Source organism: Antarcticimicrobium luteum (genome assembly GCF_004358185.1).
GTDB lineage: Bacteria > Pseudomonadota > Alphaproteobacteria > Rhodobacterales > Rhodobacteraceae > Antarcticimicrobium > Antarcticimicrobium luteum.
On the sequence record NZ_SMUV01000070.1, the window covers coordinates 33,898 to 55,042 of the forward strand.

Consider the following 21,145-nt stretch of genomic DNA (forward strand, 5'->3'; position numbering starts at 1 on the left):
GGACCGCCCGGCAAAAGACCCTATTCCGCCGCCTCGGTCCGCAGGAACCCGCCCGACTGCCGCGCCCAGAACTGGGCATAGAGCCCCTCGCGCGCCAAAAGCGCCTCGTGGGTGCCGCTTTCCACGATGCGCCCCGCGTCCAGCACGATGATCCGGTCCATCTCGGACAGGGTCGACAACCGGTGCGCGATGGCCAGAACCGTCTTGCCCTCCATCACCCGGTGCAGCGCGGTCTGAATCGCCGCCTCGACCTCTGAGTCCAATGCGCTGGTCGCCTCGTCCAGCACCAGAATCGGCGCGTCCTTGAGGATGGCCCGGGCCAGCGCGATGCGCTGCCGCTGCCCGCCGGACAGTTTCACGCCCCGCTCGCCCAGGTGCGCGTCATAGCCCTTGCGCCCCATGTGATCCTGAAGCTGGAGGGTGAAGTCATGCGCCTCGGCCTTCTCGGCGGCGCGCCTCACCTCGTCATCGCTGGCCTCGGGCCGGCCATAGCGGATGTTGTCCATGGCCGAGCGGTTGAACATCGCTGTTTCCTGCGTGACCATGCCGATCTGCCGGCGCAGGCTTTCCTGCGTCACGCTTTCGACCGGCTGGCCGTCGATGCGGATTTCCCCCGATTCCGGTTGGTAGAGCCTGAGCAGCAACGAGACCAAGGTCGATTTACCGGCCCCCGAGGCGCCGACGATGCCGAGTTTTTCGCCCGCGCCAATGGTCAGATCGACCTCAGACACACCGCCCACCGTCCGGCCATAGGCGAAAGTCACGTGATCGAAAACGATCTCGCCTTGCGGCACCCGCAACGCGGCGGCGCCCGGCGCATCCGTCAGACGCACCGGCGGGGTCAGCGTGCGCATACCGTCCTCGACCTCGCCCACGTCGGAATAGATCCCCATCAGCGCGAAACTCACCCAGCCGGTCATCTGCGACAGCCGGATCGCCACCGCGCCGGCGGCGACGATATTGCCCTCGCTTGCCTGCCCCTGCTGCCACAGCAGCAGCGTCGCGCCGATCAGCAGAACCGGCAGCATCCCGGCCAGACACATCAGGCAGAACCGGAACAGCGCCGCCAGACGGCCAAAGCCCAGCGCCCGGTCGCGGAACCCCTGAAGCGCACCCAGCGCCGCGCGATCCTCATGCTCGGCATGGGCAAAGAGTTTCACCGTCTCGATGTTGGTGATGGTATCGACGATCTGCCCCGAGACCACCGCCCGCGCCCCGGCCCGCCCCGCCGCGCGTTCGCGTACCCTTGGCAGGAACCAGCGGATCGTCAGCAGATAGGCGGCGAACCAGATCAGAAAGACCAGCGTCACGTGCCAGCTGATCGCGGTCATCAGCACCAGAGATCCGACAATCGAGGCCAGCGCGAAGGCCACCACGTTGATCGTCTCAACCGCCACGTTGGTGACCGCATTCGCCGCCTGCATCTGCTTTTGCGCGATGCGGCCGGCGAAATCATCGTCAAAGAACTGCACCGACTGGCCCAGGGTCCAGCGGTGCAGCCGGGCCAGCACCATCGGGTTGACGTTCGGCCCCACGGCGATGGAATTGGCCGCCGAGGAGAGACCGAACAGCACCGGCCGCACGACCAGGAAAAACCCGACCGCCGCGCCCAGTTTCACCATGTTCGCCGGATCGAACAGATTCTCCGGCCCGCCGCCCACCGCGGTATCCACCACCAGCCCGAGGATATAGGCGGTGCCCGCCTCCAGCCCGCCGGCGGCGCAGGACACGGCGGTGGCAAAGATCAGCACCGGCCAGGCGCCCTTGAGGCACCAGAACAGGAACGCCAGCAGCGTCTGCGGCGGCGGCCCCTCGGCGGGGCGAAAGGGGTCGATCCAGTGGCCGATCCTCATTCGCCCGCCTCCGGGTTCAGAAAGCCTCCCGATTGCCGCGCCCAGAACCGGGCATAGAGCCCGCCGCGCGCCAGCAGATCCTCATGCCGGCCCTGTTCGACGATGCGGCCCCGGTCCATCACCAGAATTCTGTCCATCTCGGCAATGGTAGAAAGCCTGTGCGCGATGGCAATGACCGTCTTGCCCTGCATCATGCCGTAAAGGGTGCGCTGGATCGCCGCCTCGACCTCGGAATCCAGCGCCGAGGTCGCCTCGTCCAGCAGCAGGATCGGCGCATCCTTGAGGATCACCCGCGCCAGCGTCACGCGCTGCCGCTGCCCACCCGACAGCTTGACGCCGCGTTCGCCCACATGGGCGTCGTAGCCGCGCCGCCCCTGCGGATCGGCAAGATCGAGGATGAACTCATGCGCCTCGGCCTGTCTGGCCGCGGCGATCATCGCCGCCTCGCTCGCGTCGGGACGGCCGTAAAGGATGTTGTCGCGCACCGAGCGATGCAGCAGCGCACTGTCCTGCTGGACCATACCGATCTGGCGGCGCAGGCTGTCCTGGGTGACGTCGCGGATGTCCTGCCCGTCGATCAGGATGCGGCCGGTCTCGACGTCGTAGAACCGCAAGAGCAGCTTCACCAGCGAGGATTTCCCGGCCCCGGACCGGCCGATCAGCCCGATCTTTTCGCCCGGACGGATCGTCAGATCGACCCGGTCGAGCCCGCCCTGCCCGCGTCCGTAATGGTGCGAGACGCCCCTCAGCTCGATCCTGCCCTCTGTCAGATCCAGCTCTTTCGCGCCCGGCGCATCCACCAGGTCCAGCGGCTGGGCGATGGTCTCCATCCCCTCGGCCACCACGCCAAGCTGCCGGAAGAAGGTGGTCAGCGCCCACATGATCCAACCGGTCATCGCATTCAGCCGCAGGGTCAGCGCGGTCGCCGCCGCCACCGCGCCGACGCTCGCCTGTCCCACCATCCACAGCCAAATCGCCCAGCCGACGACAGCGACGATCAACAGCCCGTTCAGCGCGACCAGCGCGGCGTCCATGACGGTGAAAATCCGCATCTCCGCCTGAAAGGTGCGGCGGGACTCCTCGATCGCCTCCTTCGCATAGTCCAGTTCTCGGTCGTGATGGGCGAACATCTTGACCGAATGGATATTGGAATAACTGTCGACCACCCGCCCGGTGATGGCCGAGCGCGCGTCCGAGGCCGCCTTGGACGCGGGCTCGACCCGCCGCACGGTCCAGCGGATCAACAGGCCATAGAGCGCCAGCCATCCCAGCAGCGGCAGCAGCAGCCGCGCGTCGGCCACCATCAACAGCACACCGGCGCCGATGAAATAGGCGATGGAGAAGGAGATCGCGTCAAACACCTGAAAGATCACCTCGCCCGCCGCCGGCGGGGTCTGCATGATCCGGTTGGCGATGCGGCCGGCGAAATCGTTCTCGAACCAGCCGACCGACTGGCGCAGCACATGTTTATGCGCGCGCCAGCGGATCAGCGTGCCGAAGTTGGGCAGGATCGCATTGTTCAGAAACAGCACATCCAGAAGCTGGATCGCCGGGCGCAGCAGCAGGATAAAGACCGCGACCGCGATCAGCTCCAGCCCGTGATCGGCCCAGACCTGCGCCGGGTTGCCGCCCAGCAGATCGACCACCCGGCCCATATAGTAGATCAGCCAGACCTCGATCGCCGCCACCGCGACCGACAGCAGCGCGGCCCAGACGAATACACGGCGGAACGGCTGCGTATAGATGCGTAGAAACGGCCAGAGCCGGGTGGGCGGGCGATCATCCTGGGTATAGGCACAATAGGGATCGACGAGATTTTCAAAGAAACGAAACATGTCGGAGGGCTCCGAGAGAGCGAAAGGAATGCAGATGCAATAAGGGCGGCGCCGAACACCGCCCGCACGGGGGCCGGTCGTTCAGCCGAGGCTGTTCCAGATCCCGTGGTACATACGCATCCCTCCAACAAGGTTTCGACAGGGTGGCTAGCCCATTGGCGCCGCTTTGTCACCCATTACATGCTTTTCGCATGCATTTAATCGGCGCCGCTGTCACCCGAAAGCAACGACGCCCGGCTCAGCGAAAAGCCGGAGGCGATCCAGGCCGCCTCGATCTGCGCCAGCCGCTTGCCCAGCGCCGCGCCCGCATAGTCCGGCATCAGATCGCGCGCCGTCACCGGGAACCGCGCCGCCGCGCCGCGGTCGATCTCGGCGGCCGCCGCCCCGGGCCAGGGCTGGTCCAGCCAGGCACAGCGCAGCAGCAGCGCATCGCGCCCCGCCGCCGGCCCGAGCCGATAGCCCAGCTCGGCCGCGCCCATCGCGCTCGCCGCCGCCTCGCGCAGCCGGTCCAGCCCCCGCGCCTGCGCCCGGCTCAGCCGCAGGGTTTCGGCCACATCGACCCCGCCCAGCGCCGCCAGCCGCCGCAGACCGTCCGGTGCGACCCCGGCCTGTCCCTCCAGATGCACCAGCACCGCCAGCGCCCGGTCGTCCGCCCCCGGCAGCACCTGCCCCAGCGCCCCGGTCGAGCGCATCGCCGCCACCGCGGGCGCCGGATTCGGGGCGGACAGCAGTTTCAACAGCTCGCCCCCCACCCGCTCGCGCGACAGCGTGGAAAGCCCATCGAGATTATCGGCAATCGCCGCCAGCGCCTCGGGGTCGAACCCCAGATCGTCGCAGCCGTACCAGGCGTGAAAGCGGAAATAGCGCAAGCTGCGCAGATAATCCTCGCGGATGCGGTCGCGCGCCTCGCCGATAAAGCGGACCCGCCGCGCCCGCAGATCGGACAGGCCCCCAAGCGGGTCCAGCACGGTGCCGTCCGGGCGGGCATAAAGCGCGTTCATGGTGAAATCGCGCCGCGCCGCATCCTCGTTCACGCAGGTGGAATAGGCCACCACCGCGCGCCGCCCGTCGGTTTCCACATCCTTGCGGAAGGTGGTCACCTCATGCGGGATGCCGTCCTTGACCAGCGTCACGGTGCCATGATCGATCCCCGTCGGCACCGCCTTGATACCGGCCGCCTCTGCCAGCACGATCACCCGCTCGGGCACCGCGTCGGTCGAGATGTCGATGTCGCTGACCGGCACCCCCATCAGCGCGTTGCGTACGCAGCCGCCGACGAACAGCGCCTGCGCGCCCCCCGCCTCGAGCGCCGCACAGACCGCCTGGGTCGCCGGGTCGGTCAGCCAGTTTTCCGTGATCCGGGTCATGCCTCCATCCGCGCCGCCAGCCCGCGCAGCATCCGCGCGGTCGCGCCCCAGATGTAATAGGGACCGAAGGGCACCGTAAAGTAATGCCGCCGCATCCCCCGCCAATAACGCGACTCGATCAGGTAATTTGCCCCGTCCAGCACATGCGCAAGCGGCACCGAGAACACCTCTTCGACCTCGCCGGTTTCCGGCACCGGTTCAAAGTTTTGCTCCAGCACCGCCAGCACCGGCGTCACCCGGAACCCGGTCACCGTCTCATGTTCCGGTAATTGCCCCAGAACCCGGGGCAAATCGCGCGGCAGACCGATCTCTTCCTCCGCCTCACGCAGGGCGGCGGCGGTCACATCGGCGTCGTCCTCTTCCTGCTTGCCGCCGGGAAAGGCGATCTGACCGGGGTGATGCTTCAGCGCCGAGGATCGCTTTGTCAGGATCAGCCGCGGCGTGCCGGTGGTCAGGGAGACCGGCACAAGCACCCCGGCCGGGCGCAGCCTGCGCCCTTCGGGCAGTTTGAAATCCGGGTTCAGGTCGAAATCCGACGACTCCGCCCCTGGCTGGGCCAGCGCCGCCCGCAACCTTTCGACCGGATCACGCATCGCCGCTCTGCTCGGCCTCGAAGCCGACGCTGGCCGGATCAAGCTCGTAATGCGCGCCGCAGAACTGACAGTCGGCGGTCACGATCCCCTCGTCCGTGGTCATCGTCCTGATGTCCTTGGCCGAATAGATCGACAGGCTCTGGCGCACGCGGTCCTCCGAGCAGGTGCAGCCAAAGCGCACCGCCTGGGCATCGAACACGCGCGGCTGCTCCTCGTGGAACAGGCGCACCAGCAGGTCGGTCGGCGTGACCACCGGCCCCACAAGCTCCATCTCCTCGACCGAATCGAGCAGGATGTTCACCCGGTTCCAGTTCTCGCCCTGCTCGCCGTCGACCAGATCAGCGGGGCGCAGAATGTCGCCGCCGCCCGGCGCCGCGGCCGCAAAGGGCGAGGCCTTGGGCATATGCTGCAACATCACACCGCCGGCGCGCCAATGCTCGCTGCCGCCCCGTTCGGTGGATTTGCCAAAGTTCAGCTTGAACCGCGTCGGCAATTGTTCGGACTGGGCGAAATAGGCCTCGGCGCTGCGCCGCAGGGACTCTCCCGCCAGCGGCGTGATCCCCTGATAGGGCGCCATGCCCTTGCCCTGGTCGATCAGGATCGCAAAATACCCCTCGCCGATCTGCGCATAGGGATCCTGCCCGGACAGCCTGTCGGCGTCATAGCTGGCATAGGCGCGGATTCTGGCCGGCTCTCCCTCTTCGGTGGGGGCATAGTAATCGGTGGCAATCATCCGCACCGGGCCCTTGGACTGCACCTGCAACGACAGCTTCCAGCGCAGCTTGACGGTCTGGCCGATCAGCGCGGTCAAGAGCGCCATCTCGGCCACCAGCGCCTCGACCTGGGGCGGGTAGTCGTGCTGTTTCAGAATCCCGTCCAACACGCCATCCAGCCTGGCCACGCGCCCGCGCATGTCCGATACATCAAGCTGGAAGGGCAGGACGGTATCGTCCCACGCGAGTTTCGATCCGATGGTCATGGGGTTTCCTTATGCGCCACGGGTTGGCATACCTCGCGCAATATAGTCGGAACAGACCGCGATGAAAGGGGCAGCGGCATGATCAGACGGTTCGGCACCCCGCCCGACACGCGGCAAAGCTATCGCCCCCGGCCCGGCGCCTATGCGTTGCTGCCCCGCGGCGGGCGCCTCCTGCTGACCCTGCAGGACAATCCCGGCCCCGACCTGCAACTGCCCGGCGGCGGCATCGACCCGGGCGAATCGCCCCTGACCGCGCTGCACCGCGAAGTGTTCGAGGAAACCGGCTGGCGCATCGCCGCGCCGCGCCGCGTCGGAACCTTTCGCCGCTATGCCTATATGCCGGAATACGATCTCTGGGCCGAAAAGATCTGCCTGATCTACGTCGCGCGCCCGATCCGCCCGATGGGGCCGCCGACCGAGCCGGGCCATACCGCCCTGTGGCTGGACGCCGCCGAGGCGGCGGATCGGCTGGGCAATGCGGGCGACCGCCATTTCGCGGCGCAACTGGCGCGGGGGATGCTGCGCGCGGGGTAATTCCGAACCAGCCCCCCCTACGGCCCCCAATACTCGAACAGCGTGGCGGAAACATCGTCCTCCATCCCCTGCCCCGGCGCCATGATCTGCCGCAGCTGCCAGAACAGGTCGTCAAGAAACTCCTGCCCGGTCTGCCCCGCGTCGCAGGCCCGCACCAGCCGCAGCAACCCGTCGCTGTCCAGCATCCCGCCATTGGCCAGCCGGCATTCGGTGAACCCGTCGGAATAGAACAGCAGCCGGTCGCCCGGCTCCATCACCGTGTCGAACTGGGCATAGGTCAGATCCGGCAGCAGCCCGATCGGCACGCCGCCCGCGCCAAGAAACTCCGCACTGCCGTCCCGGCGCAGGATCAGCGGGTGCGGGTGGCCCGCCTGCACCATATCGACATGGCCGTTGCGCAGATCGGCGGTGCCGTAGACCATGGTGAAATACTCCTCCACCCCGGCGTCGGCGGTCACCCGGTCGTTCAAGAGCCGCGCAACCTCGGCCGGGGGGCGCAGCGCATAGAAACTCTCATGCCGCTTTTCCAATGCCATGTTCTGATCGAAATAGGTGCTGGACAGATATCCGCCCAGCTTGGCCGTCATCATCGCCGAGGTGATGCCGTGGCCCGACACATCGATACAATAGAACCCGATCCGCGACCCGCCGGGCGAGAACATGCCGACCAGATCGCCGCCGATATGGCCGCAGGGCTTGAGCAGCAGGCTGACGCGCGAGGCGCCGAATTCCCGCGTCAGCTCGGGCACCAGCGATTGCTGGATCTTGCGCGCCTGGATCAGATCCTTGTCGATGGCGTCATGCGCCTTGCGCAGCTTGTCCAGCGTCTCGGAAATCACCCGGTTCTTTTCCGACAGCTGCCGCTGCATGCTGAGAATCCGCGCCCCGGCCGAAATCCGCGCCCTGAGTTCGTGGGAATTCACCGGCTTGGTCAGGAAATCGTCGGCGCCGGCGTCCAGCCCCTTGGCGATGTCGTTCTTGTCGCTCTTCGAGGTCAGCAGAATGAAATAGCCGTACCCGTCGGTCGGCAGGGCCCTGAACGCGCGGCAGAATTCCAGCCCGCTCATCCCCGGCATCATCCAGTCGCTCAGCACCAGGTCGGGCAGCGACTGGCGGCAGATATCCATCGCCTCCTCGCCGCTTTCCGCCTCGATCACCTCGACCCCCCATTTCCTGAGCGAGCTGATCAGAATGTGACGTTGCAACCGGCTGTCATCTACCACCAGAACCCTTTGGATCGCACCGCTGGCGGATAGAATTTCACTTGTTACCGTCATGCCCCGAAGCGCCGCCCAGTCATTGCACATTCAACCGGGCCACCCGGCTTTTGTTACTATCGGACCAAGCGATTAACAGGGCGTGAAACCCGGCCGCACCGCAACAAGAACACGGCTTAACCGCCTGTTTACACCCTGTGCCCTACCGTTTCCTCCGGATCGGGGGTCTTGAGAATGGGTGCGTCATGATTTTATGGTCACGCGTGAACGAATTGCGCGAAGAGGTCGGGGCCGATGACTTCAAGGAGGTGATCGACCTCTTTCTCGACGAGGTCGAGGGGGTGATCGGCCCGCTGCGCGCGGATACCGACCGCAGCGAGCTTGAACAACAGCTCCACTTTCTCAAGGGCAGCGCGCTGAACCTCGGCTTTTCCGCCTTTTCCGATCTTTGCCAGGCCGGCGAACGCCTCTCGGCCGCGGGCGAGGCCGACAGCGTCGATCTCGCCGCCATCGTCGATGGCTACGACCGATCCAGGGCCGCTTTTTTCGAGGGGCTGCGCGAACATATCGCCGCCTGAGCCGGCCGACTGAGTCCACCGCCCGAATCCACCGCCGGTCCGGGGGCTCAGATCACGAACTGGGCCAGCGTCTCGTCATTGGTGATGTCGGTATAGGTATAGCCGGCCGCATCCAGCCGCCCGAACAGATGGGAAAAATTCTCCGGCCGCAGGGTCTCGATCCCGATCAGGACCGAGCCGAAGTTGCGCGCCGATTTCTTCAGATATTCGAACCGGCTGATATCGTCCTCGGGACCGAGAATTTCCAGAAAATCCTTCAGCGCGCCAGGCCGCTGCGGCAGGCGCAGGATGAAATATTTCTTCACCCCGCTATAGCGTTGGGCCCGCTCCTTGACCTCGGGCAGACGTTCGAAATCGAAATTCCCGCCCGAGGTGACGCAGACCACGGTCTTGCCCCGGATGGGCCCGGCCACATCGGCCAGCGCATCCACCGCCAGCGCACCGGCGGGCTCCAGCACGATGCCTTCTATATTCAGCATCTCGATCATGGTGGTGCAGATCCGATCCTCGGGCGCGGCCAGAACGTCGCCGGGATCGACATCCGCCAATCGCGCAAAGGGCAGCGCGCCGATGCGGGCCACCGCCGCGCCGTCGACGAATGTGTCCACCCGGTCCAGCGTCACAGGCTCTCCCGCCGCCAGCGCCGCGGCCAGGCTGCGCCCGCCCGCCGGCTCGACAAAGGAATAGCGGCATCGCGGCCCGAAAAAGGACCGCACCCCAGAGGACAGCCCGCCGCCGCCCACCGGCAGGATGATGTGATCGGGCGCGCGTCCCATCTGCACCGCGATCTCGACCGCGACGCTGGCCTGCCCCTCGATCACGTCGGCGTCGTCGAAGGGCGCCAGGAAATGGCCGCCCTCCTGCGCGCAGTATCGCTGCGCCTCGGCCAGGGTGTCGTCGAAATAGTCGCCGACCAGCCGGATCTCGATCGCGCCGCCGCCGAACACCCGGGTCTTCTGGATCTTCTGCTGCGGCGTTGTCACCGGCATGAAGATAACGCCCTTCACCCCGAAATGCTGGCACATATAGGCCACGCCCTGGGCATGGTTGCCGGCACTGGCGCAGACGAAGAGGGCCTGATCGGGATGCGCCTCCATCACCTTGCGCATGGCGTTGAACGCCCCGCGCAACTTATAGCTGCGCACCGGCGTCAGATCCTCGCGCTTCAGCCAGATGTCGGCGTCATATTTCTCCGACAGATGGGCGTTGCGCTGCAACGGCGTTTCGGCGAAAACTTCGCGCATCGCGCGTTCGGCAATCCGCGCCATATCCTGGAAACTGGTCATGCCCACTTCCCTGCCGCATGGGCGGGATCATGGCAAGGTCTACATCGGCATACCGGCCCGCCGCCCAGACCGCCGCCCAGACCGCCGCCCGGACCGCCGCGCGCCCGCCTTGCCCCTTTGTGGAAAAACGGCTAGGCCGCATCCGTCATTCTTTGAGAGGAACCTCCATGTCCGCGCCCAAGAAAGTCGTTCTGGCCTATTCCGGTGGCCTCGACACCTCGATCATCCTGAAATGGCTGCAAACCGAATACGGTTGCGAGGTGGTCACCTTTACCGCCGATCTCGGCCAGGGAGAGGAGCTGGACCCCGCCCGCAAGAAGGCCGAGATGCTGGGCATCAAGCCCGAGAACATCTTTATCGAGGATGTGCGCGAGGAGTTCGTGCGCGATTTCGTCTTTCCGATGTTCCGCGCCAACGCGGTTTACGAGGGGCTCTATCTGCTGGGCACATCGATCGCGCGGCCGCTGATCTCCAAACGTCTGGTGGAAATCGCCGAAGAAACCGGCGCCGATGCCGTGGCCCATGGCGCCACCGGCAAGGGCAACGACCAGGTGCGGTTCGAGCTGTGCGCCTATGCGCTGAACCCGGCCATCAAGGTGATCGCGCCCTGGCGGGAATGGTCGCTGACCAGCCGCACCCGGCTGTTGGAATTCGCCGAACAGAACCAGATCCCGATCGCCAAGGACAAGCGCGGCGAGGCACCGTTTTCGGTCGACGCCAACCTGCTGCACACCTCGTCCGAGGGCAAGGTGCTGGAGGATCCCGGCCAGATGGCGCCCGATTACGTCTATCAGCGCACCGACGATCCGATCACCGCGCCGGACGGGCCGGAATATATCGAGGTTTCCTTTGAAAAGGGCGACGCCGTGGCGATCAACGGCGAGGCGATGTCGCCCGCCACGATCCTGACCAAGCTGAACGAATACGGGAAAAAGCACGGCATCGGCCGGCTCGACTTTGTCGAGAACCGTTTCGTCGGCATGAAATCGCGCGGCGTCTACGAGACCCCCGGCGGCACCATCCTGCTCGAGGCGCATCGCGGCATCGAACAGATCACCCTGGACAGCGGCGCCGGTCACCTGAAGGATTCGATCATGCCGCGCTATGCCGAGCTGATCTATAACGGCTTCTGGTTCTCGCCCGAGCGCGAGGCGCTGCAGGCGCTGATCGACAAGACGCAGGAATATGTCACCGGCACCGTGCGGCTGATGCTGTTCAAGGGGTCGGCCCGCACCGTGGCGCGCTGGTCGGTCTATTCGCTTTATTCCGAGGCGCATGTGACCTTCGAAGAGGACGCCGGCGCCTACGATCAGAAGGACGCCGAAGGGTTCATCAACCTCAACGCCCTGCGCCTGAAACTGATCGCCGTGCGCAACAAGCGGGTGAAGGGCTGAGGCCCTCCACCAACGTCAGTGTTGAATTTTCCGGGAAATGCCCGCCTTTGCTGAGGCGGGCATTTTCTTTTGAGGCCGGGCGCGACCCATGCGGCCCGGCACCCCGCAAAACCGGAGAGCGCAGATGCTGACCCAGATCGCCGATGCCATCAACGAGGGGCTGAACGGCAAGAGCTTCGATGGATCGCTGAAATTCGATTGCGGCGCCGACGGCGTGCTGGTGCTGGCCGACGGCCGCGCCAGCACCGAAGATCGCGACGCCGATTGCACCATCACGCTTAGCACCGAGAACCTGAAAAAGCTGCTCAAGGGCAAGCTGAACCCGATGACCGGGGTGATGATGGGCAAGCTCAAGGTCAGCGGTAACCCGGCGGTGGCGATGAAGCTGGGCTCAATGCTAAATTAGGCTCTAACAACGGCTATTCGGAACGAATTCGCAGATCGACCAGTTCCTCGTAAGAGGGCTGCGCCGCCTCGGCCAGGGCCTTTGCCACGCCCTCAAGCTCTGGCATCGGCCCCTCGACACCGGCGAACCCGGTCGACTGATGCACCGCCCCATACCAATGCGCGGCCCAGACGCCGTCCTCCGGTTTCGGCCCGGCGGGCCAGGACAGCATCGCCGGATCCCAGTCGAGCCCGATCCGAGCGCAGAGCTGCCGCAGCATGCCTTCGGGATCGGCGCGGATATCGGCGCTGTCCACCACCACGGGATCAAGCCCCTCGGCCAGCAGCTGCCGGTGCAGCTCCGCCTGTTGCACGAAACCGATATCGGCCAGCACCGGGTTTTCGTATTTGGCCGAGAAACTCGCCACCACCCGCGCCGGATGCCGGATCAGCAGGATATGTTTCATCCCCCCGAACCAGTCGCGCGGGATCTCCGGCAACATGTGCTGCGCCATATGCTTGTGATAGACGTGGGGCAACCCGCCCGGGTTTTCGCCGGTCAGTTCCGCGATCACCTCTGCCGGGTCCTGCGGCTGGCTCGCCATGATCTCCGCCCGCATCGGATGCTCCAACCCGGTCAGCGCCAGGTAGGCGGCGTAAAACGGCTCGTCCACCGCTGCGCAATCGGCCCGGTTGGCAAAGGCGTACATCATCGCCGTGGAAATGTTCCGCGGCCCCGACCAGCAGGCGATCTTCATGCGGCGCACTCCTTCTCGATCAGCGCCTTGTAAAGGCCGCGAATGCGTTCGGTCATCGGCCCCATTTCGCCCCTGCCGATCTGCCGCCCGTCGACCTCGCCCACCGGGGTCTGGGCGCCGAAGGTGCCGGTCAGAAACGCCTCTTCGGCGCCATAGGTATCGACCAGCGAATAGTTCCGCTCGTAAACCGGGATGCCGTCGGCGCGGCAGACATCGATCACCTTGGCCCGTGTGATGCCGTTCATGCAGTAGTCCCCGGTGCTGGTCCAAACCTCGCCCTTCCTCACGATGAAGAAGTTGCAGGCGTTGGTGGTGTTCACGAAGCCATGCACATCCAGCATCAGCGCCTCGTCGGCGCCGGCCTTTTCGGCGGCGATACAGGCCAGAATGCAGTTCAGCTTGGAGTGCGAGTTCAGCTTGGGGTCCTGCGTCATCGGCAGCCCGCGAATATGCGGCACCGTTGCCAAACGGATCGGCCGCGGGATCGACGGAGTCGAATGCTCCATGATGATGGTCACCGTCGGCCCCTGCCGCGACAGCGCCGGGTGTTGGAACGGCCGCGTCTTCACCCCCCGCGTCACCATCAGCCGCGCGTGGGCGTCGGTGGTCATGCCATTGGCCTTTTGCGTCTCTAACAAGGCATTTTTGACGCCGTCGCGGTCCAGCCCGATATCCAGATCGATCGCCTTGGCCGCCTCGAACAGCCGGTCCAGATGGTCGTCGAGAAAGGCCCAGCAGCCATCATAGAGGCGCAGCCCCTCCCAGACCCCGTCGCCCAGCATGAAGCCGCTGTCATAGACGCTGACGACGGCCTCGGCCTTTGGCACGATCTTTCCGTTCAGATAGATCAGGATCTCTTCGTTGCGGGCGTCTTCCTGCGCCTGATGGGTGGTGATCTTGTCGGTCATCGCGCTCTCCTTTGCGCGGAGGCTAGAACGCTATCGAAACAGGGGGAACCGGTTTTCCGACAAATTCACGCCCGGGGAGACGGCGCCGGGTGGCGCACGGCCGGCGCACGGGCGGTAAATTCCGCTCACCTATCCGTGACATTCGATGACAGCCAATTGCCCGGCCCCGATGCCTCGGGCAGCGTGGGATGGAAATCTCTCGGCGCTCGAGGAGGTGCCATATGAAACGGATCGAACTGCTCAAGATCGGCGCGCTGGCCGTTTTCATCGCCATCGGCGCCCTGATCAACCATGGCGGCGCCCGCGCCGGTGGAACCGGTGTCCTGGTCGTCGCCGGCGGCTGTTTCTGGTGCGTCGAGGCCGATTTTGAAAAGGTGGCCGGGGTGACCGGGGCCGAGTCCGGCTATACCGGCGGGCATGTGGAAAACCCGACTTACAAGCAGGTCAGCCGCGGCGGCACCGGCCATTACGAGGCGGTGAAAATCACCTTCGACCCTGAACTGGTCAGCCGTGAAACGTTGCTCGCGCTGTTCCTGCGTTCGGTCGATCCAACCGATGCGGGCGGGCAGTTCTGCGACCGGGGCGACAGCTATCGCACCGCCATTTTCGTCTCGGGTCCGGAGGAAAGGGCGCTGGCGCAGGCCGCCGTCGCCCAGGCCCGGGCCGATCTGGGGCAGCCGATCGTCACCCCCATCCTGCCCGCCGCGCGGTTCTACCGGGCCGAGGCCTATCATCAGGATTATTACAAGGGGACCAAACTGATCCTCACCCGCTTTGGTCCAAAGCGACAGGCCGTCGCCTACAAGCTTTACCGCGAGGGGTGCGGCCGCGACGCGCGGCTGCGCGCGCTGTGGGGGACCGCCGCCGCCTTTGCGGGCAGCTAGACGGGCGGGCCGGCCTGCACGTCCTTGAGATCCGGAATCACATCGGCGGTGCCGTGCCGTGTCACCATGATCGCGGCGGCCCGCATCGCCTGGGCGATGGCCTGTGCCATCGGCAACCCGCGGTCCAGTCCCGCCAGCACATAACCGGTCAGGGTGTCGCCCGCCCCGGTGGTGTCCACCGGCGTGACCGGGATCGCGGGATATTCGCGCGTTTCCCCTGAAACAGTTTCGAAATGGCGCGCGCCCCGCGCCCCCAGCGTGACGATCACATCGCGCACCGGCAGCACCCCGGGCGCCAGCCCGGTCGCCGCCTCCAACTGGCCGGCCTCGACCGCGTTGAGGATCAGGAAATCCAGAAACGGCAGCACCGCCCGAACCGCACCGGCGTCGAACGGCGCCGCCGCATACGCCACCCGCAGCCCCAGGTCGCGCCCCAGCCGGGCCGCCAGCACCTGCGCATTGGTCTCGTTCTGGATCAGCAGTGTATCACCCGCCCCGGCCTCCGACAGCGCCGCCTGTATCAGCGCCTCGGGGATCGCCCGGTTGGCCCCGGGATAGATCACGATCTGGTTCTCGCCGCCGGGCTCCACCGCCACGATGGCGTGACCCGTGGCCACCTCGACCGATCGGATATGGCGGGTATCGACGCCGTATTCCATCAGCCGTTCCACCGCCCAGCCGCCGTCCGGGCCGACCGCCCCGATATGACGCACATGGGCGGCGGCCCGGGCGGCGGCCACCGACATATTGGCGCCCTTGCCCCCCAGGAACCGCGCATAGCTCGTCGCCGCCAGCGTCTCGCCCGGCCCCGGCAGATGCGGCACCCGATAGATCATGTCGGCATTGATCGAGCCCAGGTTCCAGATCGCCATGGTCCCTAGCCGATCCCGCAGGCCGCCAGCACCGCCATGTTCAGGATGTCATTGGCGGTCGATACGGTCGAACAGATCTGGATCGGCTTGTCGACGCCGGTCAGGATCGGCCCGATCACCGTCGCTTCGCCCATTTCCTGCATCAGCTTGACCGAAATGCTGGCCGAATGCCGCGCCGGCACCACCAGGATATTCGCCGGCCCGGTCAGCCGCGAAAACGGATAGGCCGCCTGCGCCCTGGCGTTCAACGCCACATCGACGGTCATCTCGCCCTCATACTCGAAATCGACGCCGCGGCGCTCCAGCACATCCGAGGCCTGGTGCATCTTTTCCGCCCGTTCCGACACCGGGTAGCCGAAGGTCGAGAACGACACGAAGGCGACCCGCGGATCCAGCCCCAGCCCCCGCGCGACCGAAGCCGCGCGTTCGGCGATATTGGCCAGATCCTCTGGCTCGGGCCATTCGTGCACCAGCGTGTCGCCGATCAGCACGATCCGCCCCTTGTGCAATAGTGCCGTCACCCCCGCCGCGCCATGTTCGGCATCGGCATCGAAAACGTTGTTGATCTGGTCCAGAACATGCGCCGATTTCCGGGTGGCCCCGGTGACCAGCCCGTCGCCATGCCCATGCGCCAGCATCAGCGCCGAGAACACATGCCGGTCGCGCGCCGCCAGCCGGTGCACATCCTTCTGATCGAACCCCTTGCGCTGAAGCCGTTTGTACAAGAACGCCTTGTAACTGTCCAAATGCGCGGTGTTCGCGGCGTTCACCACCTCGATCTCGCGCACCGCATCGCCCAGACCGGCGGCCTCCAGCTTGGCCTTCACGTCGTCGGCGCGGCCCACCACCAGCGCCTTGCCGAAGCCCGAGCGCTGATAGGTGACGGCGGCGCGCAGCACGCGCGGGTCGTCCCCCTCGGCAAAGATCATCCGCGCCTGCGCCGCCCGCGCCCGCGCGTTCAGGCTGCGCAGGATGCTGGCGGTCGGGTCCATCCGGCTTTTCAGCGTCAGCTCATAGGCATCCATGTCGATGATCGGCCGCCGCGCCGCGCCGGTGTCCATCCCCGCCCGCGCCACGGCGACCGGAATCCGGTGGATCAGCCGCGGATCGAACGGCGTCGGGATGATGTAGTCGCGGCCAAAGCTCAGATTGCGGCCATACGCCAGCGCCACCTCGTCCGGCACATCCTCGCGCGCAAGGTCCGCCAACGCGCGGGCGCAGGCGATCTTCATCTCGTCGTTGATGGCGCGGGCATGGATGTCCAGCGCTCCGCGAAAGAGATAGGGAAAGCCAAGCACGTTGTTGACCTGATTGGGATAATCGCTGCGCCCGGTGGCGACGATGGCGTCCATCCGGACCTCATGCGCCTCTTCGGGGGTGATCTCCGGATCGGGGTTGGCCATGGCGAAAATCACCGGATTGTCGGCCATCGAGGCGACCATCTCCTGGGTTACCGCGCCCTTGACCGAAACGCCGAGGAAAACGTCGGCGCCCACCATCGCCTCTTCCAGACTGCGCAGCCCGGTCTTTACCGCATGGGCCGATTTCCACTGGTTCATCCCCTCGGTGCGACCCTGAAAGATCACGCCCTTGGTATCGCAGACGATGCAGTTGTCATGCCGCGCGCCCATGCGTTTCAGCAATTCGATACAGGCGATCCCGGCCGCGCCGGCGCCGTTGAGGACGATCTTCACATCCTCGATCTTCTTGCCCGACAGATGCAGCGCGTTGATCAGCCCGGCGGCGCAGATCACCGCAGTGCCGTGCTGGTCGTCGTGAAAGACGGGGATGTCCATCTCTTCCTTCAGACGCTGTTCGACGATGAAACACTCGGGCGCCTTGATGTCCTCAAGGTTGATGCCGCCGAATGTCGGCCCCATCAGCTTGACCGCCTGAATGATCTCGTCGGGGTCCTCGGTATCCAGTTCGATATCGATGGCGTTCACATCGGCGAACCGTTTGAACAGAACCGCCTTGCCCTCCATCACCGGTTTCGAGGCCAGCGCGCCGAGGTTGCCCAGCCCCAGCACCGCGGTGCCGTTGGAGATCACCGCGACAAGGTTACCCTTGTTGGTGTAATCATAGGCGGTTTCGGGGTTTGCGGCGATCGCCTCGCAGGGGACCGCAACGCCGGGGGAATAGGCCAGGGACAGATCCCGCTGGGTCGTCATCGGCACGGTCGCGGTGATCTCGAACTTCCCCGGTGTGGGTTCGAGATGAAAGGCGAGCGCCTCTTCGTCGGTGATCTTGGTCTTGCCCATGGGTCGCTGTCTCCTCCGGTCGGCGCCGACCTCATAGCCTAGGGGCCCGGGCACCTCAACGGCAATGCGTTTTCGCCTTTCGCGCGGATCGCCGCATTTGTAAGGTCGCGCCGGTCCGCAACGCGGAAACCACCGCAGATACCACCGAGGGAGAGCAGCTTGTCCACCGTCACGCCGATGATGGCGCAATATCTCGAGATCAAGGCGCGGCACGCCGATGCGCTGCTGTTCTATCGCATGGGCGATTTCTACGAGATGTTCTTTGATGATGCGGTTGCCGCCTCCGAGGCGCTGGACATTGCCCTGACCAAGCGCGGCAAGCACGCGGGCGAGGATATTCCGATGTGCGGCGTGCCGGTGCACGCGGCCGAAAGCTATCTGCTGACGCTGATCCGCAAGGGGTTCCGCGTCGCCGTTTGCGAACAGATGGAGAGCCCGGCCGAGGCCAAGAAACGCGGTTCTAAATCGGTGGTTCGGCGCGACGTGGTGCGTCTGATCACCCCCGGCACGCTGACCGAGGACTCGCTCCTGGAGGCGCGGCGGCACAATTTCCTTGCCGCCTATGCCGAGATCCGCGATCAGGCGGCGCTGGCCTGGGCCGACATCTCCACCGGTGCCTTTCACGTGATGCAGATAGCGCCGGTGCGGCTGTCGCCCGAATTGGCGCGCCTGGCCCCCGCCGAGCTGATTGTGCCCGAAGCGATCGAGACAGAAAAGCACGCGTTAGTGTCTGATCTGGGCATCGCGCTGACGCCGCTCGCGCGCGCCAGTTTCGACAGCACCTCGGCCGAAAGGCGCATTCTGGACTTGTTCGGCGTTTCCGCGCTGGATGCTTTCGGCAGTTTCACCCGCGTCGAGGTCTCGGCGATGGGCGCGCTGATCGATTATCTGGACATCACCCAAAAGGGCAAGCTGCCGTTGCTGCAAACGCCGCAGCGCGAGGCGCAGGATCGGATCGTGCAGATTGACGCCGCCACCCGGCGCAATCTGGAGCTGACCCGGGCGCTGTCGGGCGGCAAGGCGGGGTCGCTGCTGGCTGTGATGGACCGGACCGTCACCCCGGGCGGCGCGCGGCTGCTGGAGCAGCGGCTGTCCAGTCCGTCGCGGGCGCTTGATGTGATCCAGGCGCGGCAAGAGGCGCTCGGCTATTGCGTGGAAAACGGAGCGTTTTCCGCCGATCTGCGCGACATTTTGCGAAAGACCCCGGATATGGACCGCGCGCTATCCCGTTTGGCGCTGGAGCGGGGCGGCCCGCGCGATCTGGCCGCGATCCGCAGCGCACTGGTCCAGGCCGCCGCGCTGGCCGGTCGCTGCGCCGATCCGGCGCTGCCGCTGCACCTGGCCGGAGCGGTGGAAAATCTGACCGGATTCGACGATCTGATCGCCCTGCTCGAGGCGGCGCTGGTCGCCGATCCGCCGCTGCTGGCGCGCGACGGCGGGTTCATCGCGCCAGGCTACGAGGCCGAGCTGGACGAGGCCCGCACCCTGCGCGACGAGGGGCGTTCGGTCATCGCGGCGTTTCAGAGGAAATATGCCGAGCACACCGGCATTTCCTCGTTGAAGATCAAGCACAACAACGTGCTGGGCTATTTCATCGAAACCACCGCCACCCATGCCGGCAAGATGCTGTCGGCGCCCCTGTCCGAAACCTATATCCACCGCCAGACCACTGCCAATCAGGTCCGCTTTACCACTGTCGAGCTGAGCGAGATCGAAACCCGCATCCTGAATGCCGGCAATCACGCGCTGGAGATCGAAAAGCGGCTCTATCAAGGGCTTTCAGAGACGATTCTGGATCAGGCCCCCCGTCTCAACGCGGCTGCGCGCGGACTGGCCGAGCTGGACCTCGCCGCCGCGCTGGCCGATCTCGCGCGGGCCGAGCGCTGGTGCCGCCCCCGGGTCGACGACAGCCGCGCCCTTGCGGTCTCGGGCGGGCGTCACCCGGTGGTGGAACAGGCGCTGCGGCAACAGGGCGGCGCGCCCTTTGTCGCCAATGACTGCGACCTGACGGCCGGGGACGGCGCGGCGATCTGGCTGCTGACCGGGCCGAACATGGCCGGTAAATCCACCTTTTTGCGCCAGAACGCGCTGATCGCGCTGCTGGCGCAGATCGGCAGCTATGTTCCGGCGGACAGCGCCCACATCGGCCTTGTCAGCCAGATCTTCAGCCGCGTCGGCGCCTCGGACGATCTGGCGCGGGGCCGCTCCACCTTCATGGTGGAAATGGTCGAGACCGCCGCGATCCTCAATCAGGCCGACGACCGCGCTCTGGTGATCCTGGACGAGATCGGCCGCGGCACCGCCACCTATGACGGGCTGTCCATTGCCTGGGCGACACTGGAACATCTGCACGACACCAACCGCGCCCGCGCGCTCTTTGCCACCCATTACCACGAACTGACCGCCCTGGCCGGCAAACTCAGCCATGTGGAGAACGCCACCGTCGCCGTGCGCGAATGGGAGGGCGAGGTGATCTTTCTGCACGAGGTGCGCAAGGGCGCCGCCGACCGCTCCTATGGCGTGCAGGTGGCGCAGCTTGCCGGGCTGCCCGCCTCGGTCGTGGCGCGGGCGCGCGTGGTGCTCGATGCGCTGGAGAAGGGCGAGCGCGAGGGCGGCGCACGGCAAAAGGCGCTGATCGACGATCTGCCGCTCTTCGCCGCCACCCCGGCCCCGCCGCCGCCGGCCGCCCAGGCCCCCTCGCCGGTGGTGGAGATGCTGGGCGAAATCCATCCCGACGACCTCACGCCGCGGGCCGCGCTGGACTTTCTTTACCAACTGAAAGAGGCGGCCAAGACCTGACCGCCCCGTCTTCTTTTTTCAACTCTTCGCGCTGAGAGTTCAAACCCGGGGGGCGCGGCCCCATCCCCGCAAAGATCAGGATGCGGGGGTCGAGGAAACCCCAACCTGCGCCGGGCGCAGCAGGCGGTCATGCAGCAGGAACCCCTCGGCGGCGACCTGGATGATGTCGCCCGCCTTGGTGCCGGGAACCGGCGCCTCGAACATCGCCTGGTGCAACTGCGGGTCGAACCTGTCGCCGACCTGCGGCGAGACCGGCTCGATCCCGTGCTTGCCAAAGACATTCACCAGCTCGCGCATGGTCAGCTCGACCCCCTCGATCAGCGCGCTGGCGCTGGCCTTTTGCTCGTCCGTGGCGGCCTCGAGTGCGCGCTTGAGGTTGTCGTAGACCGGCAGCATGTCGCGGGCGAATTTGGACCCGCCGTATTGCTCGGCCTCGCGGCGCTGTTTGTCGGCGCGCTTGCGGGAGTTTTCCGCATCGGCCAGCGCACGCATGAATTTGTCCTTGAACGCGTCGCGCTCGGCCCGCAGCGCGTCGATCTCGGCCGCGTCGGCGTCGATCTCGGCCATCTCTTCGGAAAGCTCTTCGGCCTCTGCCGCTTCGATATCGTCAAGAAAGTCGTCGTTCCTGGGCTCTGCCATGTTC

18 protein-coding genes and 1 pseudogene are annotated in these 21,145 nt (G+C 66.0%); 6 read left to right on the top strand and 13 right to left on the bottom strand.

Annotated features, from left to right (window positions below; translation table 11 throughout):
• Positions 1 to 20: 20 nt before the first annotated feature.
• The 6 genes and pseudogenes from E1832_RS14990 to hslO all read right to left on the bottom strand — a co-directional run bounded on the left by E1832_RS14990 (position 21) and on the right by hslO (position 6,627).
• Entirely contained in the window at positions 21 to 1,853 is a 1,833-nt protein-coding gene (locus E1832_RS14990; protein WP_133360580.1) for an ABC transporter ATP-binding protein, read from the bottom strand.
• Positions 1,850 to 2,608, bottom strand: a complete 759-nt coding sequence (locus E1832_RS23280; protein ID WP_425358982.1) for an ABC transporter ATP-binding protein — start codon at positions 2,606 to 2,608, stop codon at positions 1,850 to 1,852. Before E1832_RS23280 ends, E1832_RS14990 begins: the two co-directional genes overlap by 4 nt.
• A gap of 168 nt (positions 2,609 to 2,776) precedes the next feature.
• Positions 2,777 to 3,688: pseudogene (locus E1832_RS23285) on the bottom strand (ABC transporter transmembrane domain-containing protein); the annotation flags it as partial.
• A 197-nt stretch (positions 3,689 to 3,885) separates the two neighbouring features.
• On the bottom strand, positions 3,886 to 5,055 hold the full coding sequence (locus E1832_RS15000; protein ID WP_133360582.1) for a CCA tRNA nucleotidyltransferase: 1,170 nt from the start codon (positions 5,053 to 5,055) through the stop codon (positions 3,886 to 3,888).
• The gene (locus tag E1832_RS15005; protein WP_133360583.1) at positions 5,052 to 5,648 is read right to left on the bottom strand and encodes a CoA pyrophosphatase; all 597 of its coding nucleotides are present in this window, start codon (positions 5,646 to 5,648) and stop codon (positions 5,052 to 5,054) included. The genes E1832_RS15000 and E1832_RS15005 overlap by 4 nt, the downstream gene beginning before the upstream one ends.
• Entirely contained in the window at positions 5,641 to 6,627 is a 987-nt protein-coding gene (gene hslO / locus E1832_RS15010) for an Hsp33 family molecular chaperone HslO (protein ID WP_133360584.1), read from the bottom strand. Before hslO ends, E1832_RS15005 begins: the two co-directional genes overlap by 8 nt.
• A 78-nt stretch (positions 6,628 to 6,705) precedes the next feature.
• On the opposite strand from hslO, the gene E1832_RS15015 reads away from it, so the two are divergent.
• On the top strand, positions 6,706 to 7,161 hold the full coding sequence (locus tag E1832_RS15015) for an NUDIX domain-containing protein (protein WP_133360585.1): 456 nt from the start codon (positions 6,706 to 6,708) through the stop codon (positions 7,159 to 7,161).
• Positions 7,162 to 7,178: 17 nt separating this feature from the next.
• On the opposite strand, the gene E1832_RS15020 is transcribed toward E1832_RS15015, so the two are convergent.
• Positions 7,179 to 8,438, bottom strand: a complete 1,260-nt coding sequence (locus tag E1832_RS15020; RefSeq protein ID WP_133360586.1) for a PP2C family protein-serine/threonine phosphatase — start codon at positions 8,436 to 8,438, stop codon at positions 7,179 to 7,181.
• A gap of 185 nt (positions 8,439 to 8,623) precedes the next feature.
• On the opposite strand from E1832_RS15020, the gene E1832_RS15025 reads away from it, so the two are divergent.
• Positions 8,624 to 8,956 carry an Hpt domain-containing protein gene (locus E1832_RS15025; protein ID WP_133360587.1) on the top strand — a complete coding sequence of 111 codons (333 nt, stop codon included), beginning with the start codon at positions 8,624 to 8,626 and terminating at the stop codon, positions 8,954 to 8,956.
• Between the two features lie 47 nt (positions 8,957 to 9,003).
• On the opposite strand, the gene ilvA is transcribed toward E1832_RS15025, so the two are convergent.
• The gene (ilvA, locus tag E1832_RS15030; protein WP_133360588.1) at positions 9,004 to 10,242 is read right to left on the bottom strand and encodes a threonine ammonia-lyase IlvA; all 1,239 of its coding nucleotides are present in this window, start codon (positions 10,240 to 10,242) and stop codon (positions 9,004 to 9,006) included.
• Positions 10,243 to 10,409: 167 nt separating this feature from the next.
• On the opposite strand from ilvA, the gene E1832_RS15035 reads away from it, so the two are divergent.
• Positions 10,410 to 11,636 carry an argininosuccinate synthase gene (locus tag E1832_RS15035; protein ID WP_133360589.1) on the top strand — a complete coding sequence of 409 codons (1,227 nt, stop codon included), beginning with the start codon at positions 10,410 to 10,412 and terminating at the stop codon, positions 11,634 to 11,636.
• A 124-nt stretch (positions 11,637 to 11,760) separates the two neighbouring features.
• Complete coding sequence (locus E1832_RS15040) at positions 11,761 to 12,042, top strand: SCP2 sterol-binding domain-containing protein (RefSeq protein ID WP_133360590.1); 282 nt, start codon at positions 11,761 to 11,763, stop codon at positions 12,040 to 12,042.
• A 13-nt stretch (positions 12,043 to 12,055) separates the two neighbouring features.
• Here E1832_RS15040 and E1832_RS15045 read toward each other — a convergent pair whose 3' ends face one another.
• Positions 12,056 to 12,778, bottom strand: coding sequence for a sulfotransferase-like domain-containing protein (locus tag E1832_RS15045; RefSeq protein WP_133360591.1), 723 nt, complete (start codon positions 12,776 to 12,778; stop codon positions 12,056 to 12,058).
• Positions 12,775 to 13,686 carry a D-amino acid aminotransferase gene (locus tag E1832_RS15050; protein WP_133360592.1) on the bottom strand — a complete coding sequence of 304 codons (912 nt, stop codon included), beginning with the start codon at positions 13,684 to 13,686 and terminating at the stop codon, positions 12,775 to 12,777. Before E1832_RS15050 ends, E1832_RS15045 begins: the two co-directional genes overlap by 4 nt.
• A 221-nt stretch (positions 13,687 to 13,907) precedes the next feature.
• On the opposite strand from E1832_RS15050, the gene msrA reads away from it, so the two are divergent.
• Complete coding sequence (msrA, locus tag E1832_RS15055) at positions 13,908 to 14,570, top strand: peptide-methionine (S)-S-oxide reductase MsrA (protein ID WP_133360593.1); 663 nt, start codon at positions 13,908 to 13,910, stop codon at positions 14,568 to 14,570.
• Here msrA and E1832_RS15060 read toward each other — a convergent pair.
• Both E1832_RS15060 and E1832_RS15065 read right to left on the bottom strand, forming a co-directional pair.
• Positions 14,567 to 15,442 carry a ribokinase gene (locus E1832_RS15060; protein WP_133360594.1) on the bottom strand — a complete coding sequence of 292 codons (876 nt, stop codon included), beginning with the start codon at positions 15,440 to 15,442 and terminating at the stop codon, positions 14,567 to 14,569. The genes msrA and E1832_RS15060 overlap by 4 nt on opposite strands.
• Before the next feature lie 5 nt (positions 15,443 to 15,447).
• A complete protein-coding gene (locus E1832_RS15065) occupies positions 15,448 to 17,703 on the bottom strand; it encodes an NADP-dependent malic enzyme (RefSeq protein WP_133360595.1) in 2,256 nt (751 codons plus the stop codon).
• Between the two features lie 177 nt (positions 17,704 to 17,880).
• Between E1832_RS15065 and mutS the strand changes: the two genes are divergently transcribed.
• On the top strand, positions 17,881 to 20,502 hold the full coding sequence (gene mutS / locus E1832_RS15070) for a DNA mismatch repair protein MutS (protein WP_206021067.1): 2,622 nt from the start codon (positions 17,881 to 17,883) through the stop codon (positions 20,500 to 20,502).
• A gap of 75 nt (positions 20,503 to 20,577) precedes the next feature.
• Here mutS and E1832_RS15075 read toward each other — a convergent pair whose 3' ends face one another.
• Positions 20,578 to 21,141: a nucleotide exchange factor GrpE gene (locus E1832_RS15075; RefSeq protein WP_133360597.1), complete on the bottom strand. Its 564-nt coding sequence runs from the start codon at positions 21,139 to 21,141 to the stop codon at positions 20,578 to 20,580.
• Between the last annotated feature and the right edge of the window lie 4 nt (positions 21,142 to 21,145).

What these genes read in the sequence shown, in the direction of transcription:
- E1832_RS15015 (WP_133360585.1), top strand. Translation starts at nt 6,706, where the DNA reads ATGATCAGACGGTTCGGCACCCCGCCCGACACGCGGCAAAGCTATCGC.
- E1832_RS15075 (WP_133360597.1), bottom strand. Translation starts at nt 21,141, where the DNA reads ATGGCAGAGCCCAGGAACGACGACTTTCTTGACGATATCGAAGCGGCA.
- E1832_RS15020 (WP_133360586.1), bottom strand. Translation starts at nt 8,438, where the DNA reads ATGACGGTAACAAGTGAAATTCTATCCGCCAGCGGTGCGATCCAAAGG.
- E1832_RS14990 (WP_133360580.1), bottom strand. Translation starts at nt 1,853, where the DNA reads ATGAGGATCGGCCACTGGATCGACCCCTTTCGCCCCGCCGAGGGGCCG.
- msrA (WP_133360593.1), top strand. Translation starts at nt 13,908, where the DNA reads ATGAAACGGATCGAACTGCTCAAGATCGGCGCGCTGGCCGTTTTCATC.
- E1832_RS15005 (WP_133360583.1), bottom strand. Translation starts at nt 5,648, where the DNA reads ATGCGTGATCCGGTCGAAAGGTTGCGGGCGGCGCTGGCCCAGCCAGGG.
- E1832_RS15050 (WP_133360592.1), bottom strand. Translation starts at nt 13,686, where the DNA reads ATGACCGACAAGATCACCACCCATCAGGCGCAGGAAGACGCCCGCAAC.
- E1832_RS15060 (WP_133360594.1), bottom strand. Translation starts at nt 15,442, where the DNA reads ATGGCGATCTGGAACCTGGGCTCGATCAATGCCGACATGATCTATCGG.
- E1832_RS15000 (WP_133360582.1), bottom strand. Translation starts at nt 5,055, where the DNA reads ATGACCCGGATCACGGAAAACTGGCTGACCGACCCGGCGACCCAGGCG.
- mutS (WP_206021067.1), top strand. Translation starts at nt 17,881, where the DNA reads ATGATGGCGCAATATCTCGAGATCAAGGCGCGGCACGCCGATGCGCTG.
- E1832_RS15040 (WP_133360590.1), top strand. Translation starts at nt 11,761, where the DNA reads ATGCTGACCCAGATCGCCGATGCCATCAACGAGGGGCTGAACGGCAAG.
- E1832_RS15025 (WP_133360587.1), top strand. Translation starts at nt 8,624, where the DNA reads ATGATTTTATGGTCACGCGTGAACGAATTGCGCGAAGAGGTCGGGGCC.
- ilvA (WP_133360588.1), bottom strand. Translation starts at nt 10,242, where the DNA reads ATGACCAGTTTCCAGGATATGGCGCGGATTGCCGAACGCGCGATGCGC.
- E1832_RS15035 (WP_133360589.1), top strand. Translation starts at nt 10,410, where the DNA reads ATGTCCGCGCCCAAGAAAGTCGTTCTGGCCTATTCCGGTGGCCTCGAC.
- hslO (WP_133360584.1), bottom strand. Translation starts at nt 6,627, where the DNA reads ATGACCATCGGATCGAAACTCGCGTGGGACGATACCGTCCTGCCCTTC.
- E1832_RS15065 (WP_133360595.1), bottom strand. Translation starts at nt 17,703, where the DNA reads ATGGGCAAGACCAAGATCACCGACGAAGAGGCGCTCGCCTTTCATCTC.
- E1832_RS15045 (WP_133360591.1), bottom strand. Translation starts at nt 12,778, where the DNA reads ATGAAGATCGCCTGCTGGTCGGGGCCGCGGAACATTTCCACGGCGATG.